The sequence below is a fragment of the Pedobacter sp. AK013 genome (assembly GCF_014205835.1).
Taxonomy (GTDB): domain Bacteria; phylum Bacteroidota; class Bacteroidia; order Sphingobacteriales; family Sphingobacteriaceae; genus Pedobacter.
The window spans coordinates 44,862-54,540 of the sequence record NZ_JACHCQ010000039.1; the positions used below are offsets into that span (position 1 = coordinate 44,862).

Consider the following 9,679-nt stretch of genomic DNA (forward strand, 5'->3'; position numbering starts at 1 on the left):
AAATGATTTATTCTTCAATAATCCTATCATTAAGAAAATCCCAGTTTTTATTCTCAAGTTCTATTAAGGCATTCTTTTTAATTCTTGTCCAACCCTTTATTTCTTTTTCCCGTTCAATAGCATGCTCAATGTCTTCAAAACGCTCAAAATAAACCAGATAGTAGCAATTATATTTATAAGTAAAAGCAAATTTATTTTCTTTATTCTCTATATGCTGTCTAAGCCTTATTTCTAGATCGTTCGTTACTCCAGTATAAACCACAGTTTTGTTTTTATTGGTTAAAATGTAAACGAAATAATTATGATCCATTGTTAAAAATAAATGTTTTTTATGATTTTTAATTAAAGTGTATTGTCATTCTGAACGGAGTGAAGAATCTTTCTTTTATTGGAAATGATCTTTGAGGGCTTACTTTGATCAATAGATTGGGTTCTGCATTTCTTCGTTTAGAGATCTTTCGCTGCGCTCAGGATGACAGCCGAGAGGAGTACTTGTCATTCTGAACGGAGTGAAGAATCTTTCTTTTATTGGAAATAACCTTTGAGGACTTACTTTGATCAATAGCATGGGTTCTGTATTTCTTCGTTTAGAGATCCTTCGCTGCGCTCAGGATGACAGCCGAGAGGAGTACTTGTCATTCTGAACGGAGTGAAGAATCTTTCTTTTATTGGAAATGATCTTTGAGGGCTTACTTTGATCAATAGCTTGGGTTCTGCATTTCTTCGTTTGGAGATCTTTCGCTGCGCTCAGGATTGACAGCCAAGAGGAGTACTTGCCATTCTGAACGCAGTGAAGGACTTTAAAGCATGTTTACCATCAAGGAGCTAAGAAAGTTAAGTGGAGTTATCTTAATATTAAAGAGTGAATATCAGTAAAGAGAACTTTTAATAGATTTCTTACATTTGCCAACATCTCATGATTAAACTACGCATTATATTTTTTTTGCTGTTCACAGCAAGCCATATTACTTACGCTCAATTATCTACCCAAGAAATTGCGATATTAAAAATTAATATGGTTAAGGCGGTAGAAAATTCGAAGCTAACCGACTCATTGTTTACTAAGCTGAACAAGCTGCCCAATAAAACAGCTTTGATAACTGGCTACACCGGAACGTTAGAAGCGCTTAAAGCCAAACACTCCTGGAATCCATATAATAAGATTAGGTATGTGAGCCGATCGCTTAAAACCATGCAAAAAGCCATTGATATGGATGAGGAGAATATGGAGATCCGTTTTATGCGGTTTTCTATTGAATTTTATACACCCTCTTTCCTTGGTTTTAGTAAAGATTTAGCGCAGGATAAAAAAGAAATCATTAAACATTATCAAAATGAAAATTTTGGTCTTGCCGATCGCGAATTGGTTAAAAACGTAGCTAAATTTATGATCGACAGTAAAAAATGCAGCCCTGCTGAAGTTAAAATTTTGACAAAACACCTTTAGAATGAATTATACCTATCTACTTATTAACCTTGCTGTAATTTTTTTTCCGTTAGTTTTATCATTCGATAAAAAGGTTCGTTTTTTTAGCAAATGGAAGTTTGTATTTCCTGCCATATTGCTTACGGGTGTTGTTTTTTTAATCTGGGATATCTTATTTACCAAACTCAATGTATGGTCTTTTAATTCCGATTACCTGGTAGGAGTAAACCTTTTTGGGTTACCTTTAGAAGAGATTTTATTTTTTTTAACCGTTCCGTATGCCTGTGTATTTATTTACGAGTGTTTAAACGTCTATTTCCCAAAAAATAACCTGCAAAAATATAGCCTCGCATTAAGTAATCTGTTTTTGGGACTTTGTGGGGCTATATTGTTTTTTGGTTATAACAGGTGGTACACGCTGATTAATTTTGGCTTTTTATTTATGGTACTGGCCTATGTAGAGTATGTAAATGTCGAGTTCAGATTTATGTATAAATTTTACAGGGCTTATCTGGTTTCGCTTATCCCTTTTTATATTGTTAATGGATTTTTAACATCTATTCCGGTTGTATTGTACAACGATAAGCAAAATCTGGGTTTTAGAGTAGGTACTATCCCTTTCGAGGATCATTTTTATTTAATGGGACTGTTGTTGATGAATATTTATCTGTATGAAGTTTTTAAGAGCAGGAGCAAGAAAATCATGTCTTAATGTGTCGTTTTTACTCGGAAATGAAAGTGCAGTGGTTCTTGGAGGGGGGGCGATAGCGTAAGTGCACCCCTGCAACCCCAAAAATGAAATGCTGTTTTCGCCGCCTAGTCCCGCTTGAAGTGTTACCTTGCCGCTACGAGTTACGAGGCAGCGAAGCGTAAAACGGGAGAAGCTGAGTGTTTTATACAGGCAAAGCGCTCCAGATGATATTAGTGTTTTTATAATGGGGAAATGAATGGCCTGGCTCTTGGAGGGGTTCGGTCCCGCCTTTCATTTCAAGTCCTCGCTGCACTGCAGGCTTTACATTGAATACGGGTTTAGGAACAAGGGTTTCTGCACCCCTGCAACCCCAAAAATGAAATACTGCTGTTGCCACCTAGCCCCGGTTGAAGCGGTACCCTGCAGCAACGAGGTACGAGGCGGCGAAGCGTATAAGCGAAAAACGGGAAGAAGCTGAGTGTTTTGTACAGGCAAAGCGCTCCAGATGATAATAGTGTTTTTACAATGGGGAAATGAATGGCCTGGCTCTTGGAGGGGTTCGGTCCCGCCTTTCATTTCAAGTCCTCGCTGCACTGCAGGCTTTACATTGAATACGGGTTTAGGAACAAGGGTTTCTGCACCCCTGCAACCCCAAAAATGAAATACTGCTGTTGCCACCTAGCCCCGGTTGAAGCGGTACCCTGCAGCAACGAGGTACGAGGCGGCGAAGCGTATAAGCGAAAAACGGGAAGAAGCTGAGTGTTTTGTACAGGCAAAGCGCTCCAGATGATAATAGTGTTTTTACAATGGAGAAACGAATGGACTGTGGTTCTTGGCGGTGAGAAGAACCGTATAGTTATGCTCAGGCAGTTCGCTCCAAAAAAAGCTCATTTATACCATATAAGACATTTTAGAAAACATAAGCTTATATATTCTTTATTTCTGGTTAAAAACCTTTTCTCTATATTCAACGCGAAATTGATGCGATGAATTTACCCACTTATACCAAACAGCAGCTCGCTTTACGCAACGGACAGGATAAACCAGAGATCTGGGTGGCTTATAAAGGGCTGATTTACGACATGACCGATAGCAGGTTATGGCGAAATGGTAAACATTACGAGCACTGGGCCGGGCAGGACCTCACCGACGAATTGCCGGATGCACCACATACCGAGACTGTTTTTGAAAAGTTTACCCCGATTGCTATACTGAGTTAAACCAGGTTCATTTTAGTAAGGGTTGATTGTTTTAGCTCCTTAAATTCTGACGGCCTTTTGCCCACCATTTTATAAAAAGTATTACTGAAAGAAGAAATGCTGTTATAGCCGACCTGGTAGGCCACTTCGCTAATGGTGGCATCGCTTTCCAATAACTTTTCCATCGCCTTAATCATTCTGGCCAGTTTCAGGTACTGGAAAAAAGAAGTATCTAAAGCCGATTGAAATAGCCTTGAGAGCGTACGCTCACTAAAGCCCATGGCTTTGCCCACGCTTTCTAAACTCATGCTATCGTTGCCTAATCCATCTACAATATATCTTAATACCGGCCTTAAGCGCATGTTCTCAGTGGTAGGTAGCGCAATAGGTAGTGGATGTTCGCTCACCACAGGCAGAATGTTTTTAAGGGTATTTAAAAAATCGTACTCGTGTGTTTTTGGTACAATATTTCCGTTCCAGCGCTCAGAAAAAAGGAACATCTCTAGTAAGAGGTTGTTTACCGGGTAAATACCAATCTGTTTGTAAAATGGGTTTTCATCATCTGTCGTGGTATCAAAATAAATATTCCGTACAATGGCAGCATGGTAACGGTGCTGCAAATGGTGTTCAACCCCCGCGGGGATCCAAACATAATGCCGGGCTGGCAGAAAATAAGATTTCTCTTTGGTGTAAAGAAAAATAATGCCCCCCTCTACATAGGTAAGCTGCCCTTTTAAATGCTTATGGTCTTGAAATCGGTCTTCAAACCTGCTATGCCAAACATACATGGTTTCTGGTTTTTCGTCGATTGCAAATAAAAGGTCTTCGTTCTTAACTTTTATCATTTGGCTGGTTTGAATAAATATATGTCAGTTTAGATAAAACAAAGTAACAGATCTGTAGCGAAATTTGCATCATTAATTAACAGATATGATTTTTTTAAAGCGTAAAAGGATGTTTTGGGTGTGCATGCCCTTTCTTTTATTATCAATTTTTGTACATGCACAAACTGTTCCGGATCAAAGCAATTTTACCATCAACCAGGTTTGGGCAATGGCTGATAGCAATAATAAAAGGATCCAGATGCAGGACCTTAATGTGCAGGCAGCAGATGCCCATGTAAAAGCGAGTGAAGCAGAACGGTTGCCCGAAGTTGCTGCTGAAGGGGTATACGCACATGTTTTGCCTTTGCCTATTTACGAAAATGGATTGTTTCATACCCCAGCTCAGTTTCCGGTTGCACCTACTTATTATAAAGCCAGTGCTGATGCTTATTTCAATATTTATAATGCCGGAAAAACCAGTACTGAAATCAATGCTTCGAAAGTAGAAAGCGAATTGAGCAGGATACAAAAAGGACAGCACAAGCAGGAAATACATTATGTGGCGGCAGTTTATTTTTACGATGTATTTCGCAATATTTCGTACCGTGGCTTGTTGGAACAGGATATCCGCGACCGCGAAAAGCAACTGGCCGAAATTAACCAGCTGTATAAAAACGGTACGATATTAAAAAGCGATGTGCTAAGGGCCGAATTACGCCTGTCCAAACAACGTATGCTGCTTACCGAAATCGAAAACAGTATCAGAATAGCTAAACAGAAGCTGAATATTTTAATTGGCAGGGCAGATGATGCACCTTTAAATCCGCAGATTTTGGATCAGGAAACGGATGCGATAGCGTTAAAACAGGTTGATGAATATTTTAACGATGCCAAAACATCTTCTTACAACATCCAGATTTCGGAAAAGGAACAGGCACTCGCGAAATTGAAACTTAAAAATGTAAAATCGAACGTGATGCCTTCTCTCGGTTTCTTCGGTGAATATGCATTTGCCTATCCGCAGATCCAGTTTTATCCTTATGCACTTTCGCTTTACAGTACAGGCATGGTGGGGTTAAAACTTAAAATCCCAATTTCTTCCTGGTATACCAATCAGCACAAAGTGAAAGAAGCAGAACTTAAAGTACATCAGCTGGAAGTAGAAGATGAAGATGTAAAAGATCATATCCGCCAGGAAGTGCAGGAAAATTATATCCGATATAAAGAATCGGTACAGCGCATCACATTGGCCGAAGAAAACATTAAACAGGCTACAGAAAGTTACCGGATTGTGCAGAATACCTATTTCAATCAGCTGTCGCTTTTAACCGATCTGTTAGATGCCGAAACGCAATTATTGCAATCGAAATTCGAACTGACCACAGCAAGAGTGAATGCGAAAATACAATACTATCAATTACAAAAAGCCGTAGGAAACTTATAAAATGAACACACAGAAACAAAGCAAAGCCGATAAAATTATCAGTAGGATCACTACCGTAATGGCACTCATCGTGTTGGTGGTGTTGGTAATATGGGGTGGGAAAACCCTTTTTGGCTATATGAAATACGAAGAAACCAACGATGCGCAGGTAGATGAATATATTAACCCGGTAACAGCAAGGGTGAGCGGTTATATTAAGGCGGTAAGGTTTGAAGAAAACCAGGAAGTGAAAAAGGGCGATACGTTGGTATTGATTGATGATAATGATTATACCGTTCAACAAGATGAGGCTTCGGCTTCTTTGTTAAATGCAAAAGCACAGGTTTCGGTACAAGAAAGTAATATTAAAACAGCACAAAGCACCGCTTTGGTTGCTGAGGCTAAAATTGCCGCTGCAAAGGCCAAGCTTTGGAAACAGCAAACGGAATATAATCGCTATAAAAAATTGTTCGATGCAGAATCGGCTACCCGGCAACAGCTGGAAACAATTGAAAGTTTATTGCAGGTGGCACAGGCAGAGTGCCAGGCGGCCAAAGAAGATTATGCAACGGCTATTTCGAGAACGAACGATATTAAAGCGCAGCGCAGCGTGCTAGAATCTGAAATAAAAAGGAGAGAAGCGGTAGTGAAAAGAAATAACCTGAATACCTCTTACACGGTTATTGTGGCACCTTATGATGGCAAAATGGGTAGAAGGACCATACAGGTTGGGCAATTGGTTCAAACCGGCCAAACAATAGCTTATTTAGTAGACAGAAGTGCAGGAAAATGGGTGGTAGCCAATTTTAAGGAAACACAGATTGCGAAAATGCATATTGGTGAAAAGGTTAATGTTGAGGTGGATGCTTTCCCCGGACAATCGTTTAGGGGTGAAATTGAATCGCTGTCTGGTGCAACTGGTTCGAGATTTTCATTGTTGCCATCTGATAATTCGACGGGGAATTTTGTGAAAATTGCGCAACGAATCCCGGTTCGTATCCGTTTAGATAAGCAGGGAAAAGGGATTGATGCATTAAGTGCCGGGATGAGCGCCATTGTTAAAGTGAAAAAAAATGACTGATCAATGGCCTATATTTAAAGCAAAGGTTCCTGAATGGCTGATCATACTGAGCATTTTTGCAGTTCTTTTATCATCTGTATTGCTTTTTGCACTGTCTACTGCCGATGGTACTGCTGCGGCAGGTTATTATGGGGCTACTGCTTCTGATATCCAGTTTTCGTTGTTGATGTTTTATGCTGCCGTAGCCAGTTTCGCGGTAGTAGAGCGAAGATTTTTCGCCAGGGTGGTTACCAAAGATTACCTTTTGATCTGTATTATTCTCGAAATTCTGATTGCTTATTGGTGTTATCATACTCGAGAAATCTGGCTGATTTTTGCCTTAAGATTTTTGCAGGGCATTGTAAACTGTGGTTTAACCAGCATTTCACTAAACTTGCTTTTTAGCAGGTTAAAATCGGAACACGCAAAAGAAACGGGTTACACCATTTTTTATGGGATGATTTTGTGTGTATCGCCGGTTACTGCCCTGTTCTCTGTGCCTATAGTAGAGAATTTTGAGTATAATGTGGTGTATAAAGCTATTATATTTTGTTTTTTGCCAAGTGCTATGCTACTTTTTTGTATAATGAACAGGGTACATGTTTTACGCAAAACACCACTATACAAAATAGACTGGATGAGTTTTGTGCTCTTTGCTACAATGCTGGTGTTAATCGCCTATGTACTTGTTTATGGGCAACAGTACGATTGGCTTGATGATTCGAGTATTCTGTTCTCTGTTTTTGCTATTCTGTTTTTGTTTCTGGTTTCTATAGCGAGGCAAAGGACTTTAAAAAGGCCGGCTGTTGATCTGAGTGTATTTAGATCAAGAAATTTTGTCATCGGCATTGTCTTTTTGGTGATTTTGTATGTGATCCGCGGTGCTTTCAGCCTCACCTCATCTTACTTTATTAACATTTTGGGGATGGATTCACTCCATGCCAACGAAATTATGATTTTTAATATTGGCGGAGTGATTGTAGGCTCTGTTATTGCAATCCGCTTTCTCATCCGCCAGAAACATTTAAGGGTGCTCTGGATAATGGGGTTTATATTCCTTTTTGTGTTTTTCTTATGGATGTGCCAGTTATTTGCAACTGAAGCCGGAACCGGAAATTTTTACCTGCCTTTATTTATGCAGGGAGTGGGGGCTGGGATGGTGATGTCGCCGATTGTAATGTTTATTATGTCTTCTGTTCCAGAGAAACTGAGTCAATCAGCATCTTCTGTAGGTATTTTTGTTCGTTTTTCTACCTTTAGCCTGAGTTTGGCCTTTATTAATTTCTATCAGTTATATTTTAAAGGAAAATATAATGATGATTTACGGAGTAGCCTAACTTTGCTCGATTTTAACCTGCCGGATAGATTGAAAATGTATCAAGCGGTATTAAGCAGTAGGGGAATGCCTCACGATGAAGCTGGGAAAGCAGCAATCGGTTTGTTAAACAAAGCAGTGCAGAAACAAACTTTTCTGCAGTTCTGTGTAAGCTATTACGAGTGGATTGCGGTACTTTGTCTGTTATCGATTATTCTTATCGCCTTGCAGCCGGTAATTAGCAGAACAGTAATTAACTTAAGAAATAAACAACCTGCAGCTGCTGGGTTTTGATATCGTTGTTTGACACGAAGGCTTACGGGCGCCTGATAAGATAGGTCATGTTGAGCCTGTCGAAACAGCTTGTATAAAGTCTTTCGACAAGCTCGAGGATGACAATTTGTTTTTATACTTCTATCGTAAAAGCACTTAAGCTAACAAATTCTTGAATTCTTGCGGCAACTTCTTCTTCAGTTAGATTTAATAACTTTTCAGTTCCAAATTTCTCCACGCAGAAAGAAGCCAGCGCAGAGCCATAAATAATTGCGTTTTTCATGTTGTTGAAATTGATTGTACCTACTTTAGCCAAATAACCGATAAAGCCACCTGCAAAGGTGTCGCCCGCACCTGTTGGATCAAATACTTCAGCTAAAGGTAATGCCGGAGCAGAGAAAATCTGATCTTCATGAAATAACAATGCGCCATGTTCGCCTTTTTTAATGATCAGGTATTTTGGACCCATTGCAAGGATTTTCTTTGCTGCTTTCACCAACGAGTATTCGCCTGATAATTGACGTGCTTCGGCATCATTAATCGTTAATACATCTACCATTTTAATGGTTTCCAGTAAATCATCCATCATAATATCCATCCAAAAGTTCATGGTGTCCATTACGATTAATTTTGGGCGATTTTTAAGGCGTTTAATTACTGTTTGCTGCACTTGGGGGGTTAGATTGCCTAACATCAGGTATTCGCAGTCTTGATAACTCGCTGGGATAATCGGGTCGAAACTTTCCAGTACGTTCAATTCCGTAATTAAAGTGTCACGGCTATTCATGTCGTTATGGTATTTACCTGACCAGAAAAATGATTTTTCACCTGCTTTAATTTGTAGTCCTTCGGTATTAATACCATGTGCGGTGAAGGTGTCGATGTCTGATTGATGAAAATCATCACCCACTACTGCTACAATTTTTGCTTTATTATAAAAGTAAGAAGCCGCTAAACTTGCGTAAGTTGCTGCTCCACCTACAATTTTATCTGTTTTTCCGAAAGGAGTTTCAATAGCATCAAAAGCTACAGTACCTATGATTATCAGGCTCATATCTATGTATTAATTTTTTTTAAAATTTTTTCACTGCAAATATTGCATAAATAATTTAAAAGCCCTAATATTGCATTCCCAAAACGAACAAGGGTATATGTGCTGCAAAGTATAAAGAACCTCGTTTTAGGAAACGACCAGTACTCCTTCTTAGCTCAGCTGGTTAGAGCATCTGACTGTTAATCAGAGGGTCGCTGGTTCGAGCCCAGCAGAGGGAGCAAAACCCGCAACGAAAGTTGTGGGTTTTTTGCATTTAGGGCCATGCGAGGAATTTATCCTGGGTGCAATGAGGAGGCTAAGAACCAAAACTTTAACTATCGGGATCAAGCGGAAAAGTTGGGGGGATTAGAATAATTTGTTTCTTTGTAGTATTACAACAATTATAACTTCCCTTGAATCAAGCCGAACAAACCC

Annotated in this window: 9 protein-coding genes and 1 tRNA gene; 7 read left to right on the top strand and 3 right to left on the bottom strand. The window is 39.4% G+C overall.

Features of this window, described 5'->3' with window-relative positions; translation table 11 throughout:
- Window positions 1-7: 7 nt before the first annotated feature.
- A complete protein-coding gene (locus HDC90_RS21415) occupies window positions 8-310 on the bottom strand; it encodes a GIY-YIG nuclease family protein (RefSeq protein WP_184470056.1) in 303 nt (100 codons plus the stop codon).
- A 606-nt stretch (window positions 311-916) separates the two neighbouring features.
- On the opposite strand from HDC90_RS21415, the gene HDC90_RS21420 reads away from it, so the two are divergent.
- The 3 genes from HDC90_RS21420 (at window position 917) to HDC90_RS21430 (ending at window position 3,337) form a co-directional block, all read left to right on the top strand.
- A complete protein-coding gene (locus HDC90_RS21420; protein WP_184470058.1) occupies window positions 917-1,447 on the top strand; it encodes a hypothetical protein in 531 nt (176 codons plus the stop codon).
- A gap of 1 nt (window position 1,448) precedes the next feature.
- Window positions 1,449-2,138, top strand: a complete 690-nt coding sequence (locus HDC90_RS21425) for a lycopene cyclase domain-containing protein (RefSeq protein WP_184470060.1) — start codon at window positions 1,449-1,451, stop codon at window positions 2,136-2,138.
- A gap of 965 nt (window positions 2,139-3,103) precedes the next feature.
- Window positions 3,104-3,337, top strand: a complete 234-nt coding sequence (locus HDC90_RS21430) for a cytochrome b5 domain-containing protein (protein ID WP_184470062.1) — start codon at window positions 3,104-3,106, stop codon at window positions 3,335-3,337.
- Here HDC90_RS21430 and HDC90_RS21435 read toward each other — a convergent pair.
- Window positions 3,334-4,161 (bottom strand): AraC family transcriptional regulator, encoded by an 828-nt coding sequence (locus tag HDC90_RS21435; RefSeq protein WP_184470064.1) that lies wholly within the window; start codon window positions 4,159-4,161, stop codon window positions 3,334-3,336. The two genes, HDC90_RS21430 and HDC90_RS21435, sit on opposite strands and share 4 nt — an antisense overlap.
- A gap of 85 nt (window positions 4,162-4,246) precedes the next feature.
- On the opposite strand from HDC90_RS21435, the gene HDC90_RS21440 reads away from it, so the two are divergent.
- Genes HDC90_RS21440 through HDC90_RS21450 form a run of 3 tightly spaced genes read left to right on the top strand, consistent with a single transcriptional unit; the run spans window position 4,247 to window position 8,232 of the window.
- Window positions 4,247-5,584 (top strand): TolC family protein, encoded by a 1,338-nt coding sequence (locus tag HDC90_RS21440; protein ID WP_184470066.1) that lies wholly within the window; start codon window positions 4,247-4,249, stop codon window positions 5,582-5,584.
- A 1-nt stretch (window position 5,585) separates the two neighbouring features.
- A complete protein-coding gene (locus HDC90_RS21445; RefSeq protein WP_184470068.1) occupies window positions 5,586-6,644 on the top strand; it encodes an HlyD family secretion protein in 1,059 nt (352 codons plus the stop codon).
- The gene (locus tag HDC90_RS21450) at window positions 6,637-8,232 is read left to right on the top strand and encodes an MFS transporter (RefSeq protein WP_184470071.1); all 1,596 of its coding nucleotides are present in this window, start codon (window positions 6,637-6,639) and stop codon (window positions 8,230-8,232) included. Before HDC90_RS21445 ends, HDC90_RS21450 begins: the two co-directional genes overlap by 8 nt.
- 112 nt (window positions 8,233-8,344) lie before the next feature.
- Here HDC90_RS21450 and HDC90_RS21455 read toward each other — a convergent pair whose 3' ends face one another.
- Window positions 8,345-9,265: a PfkB family carbohydrate kinase gene (locus HDC90_RS21455; RefSeq protein ID WP_184470073.1), complete on the bottom strand. Its 921-nt coding sequence runs from the start codon at window positions 9,263-9,265 to the stop codon at window positions 8,345-8,347.
- 144 nt (window positions 9,266-9,409) lie between these two features.
- On the opposite strand from HDC90_RS21455, the gene HDC90_RS21460 reads away from it, so the two are divergent.
- Window positions 9,410-9,483 (top strand) — tRNA-Asn (locus HDC90_RS21460).
- The last annotated feature ends 196 nt before the right edge of the window (window positions 9,484-9,679 follow it).

Excerpts from the sequence above, each read along its gene's own strand:
- HDC90_RS21415 (WP_184470056.1), bottom strand. The coding sequence starts at position 310 with ATGGATCATAATTATTTCGTTTACATTTTAACCAATAAAAACAAAACT.
- HDC90_RS21420 (WP_184470058.1), top strand. The coding sequence starts at position 917 with ATGATTAAACTACGCATTATATTTTTTTTGCTGTTCACAGCAAGCCAT.
- HDC90_RS21425 (WP_184470060.1), top strand. The coding sequence starts at position 1,449 with ATGAATTATACCTATCTACTTATTAACCTTGCTGTAATTTTTTTTCCG.
- HDC90_RS21430 (WP_184470062.1), top strand. The coding sequence starts at position 3,104 with ATGAATTTACCCACTTATACCAAACAGCAGCTCGCTTTACGCAACGGA.
- HDC90_RS21435 (WP_184470064.1), bottom strand. The coding sequence starts at position 4,161 with ATGATAAAAGTTAAGAACGAAGACCTTTTATTTGCAATCGACGAAAAA.
- HDC90_RS21440 (WP_184470066.1), top strand. The coding sequence starts at position 4,247 with ATGATTTTTTTAAAGCGTAAAAGGATGTTTTGGGTGTGCATGCCCTTT.
- HDC90_RS21445 (WP_184470068.1), top strand. The coding sequence starts at position 5,586 with ATGAACACACAGAAACAAAGCAAAGCCGATAAAATTATCAGTAGGATC.
- HDC90_RS21450 (WP_184470071.1), top strand. The coding sequence starts at position 6,637 with ATGACTGATCAATGGCCTATATTTAAAGCAAAGGTTCCTGAATGGCTG.
- HDC90_RS21455 (WP_184470073.1), bottom strand. The coding sequence starts at position 9,265 with ATGAGCCTGATAATCATAGGTACTGTAGCTTTTGATGCTATTGAAACT.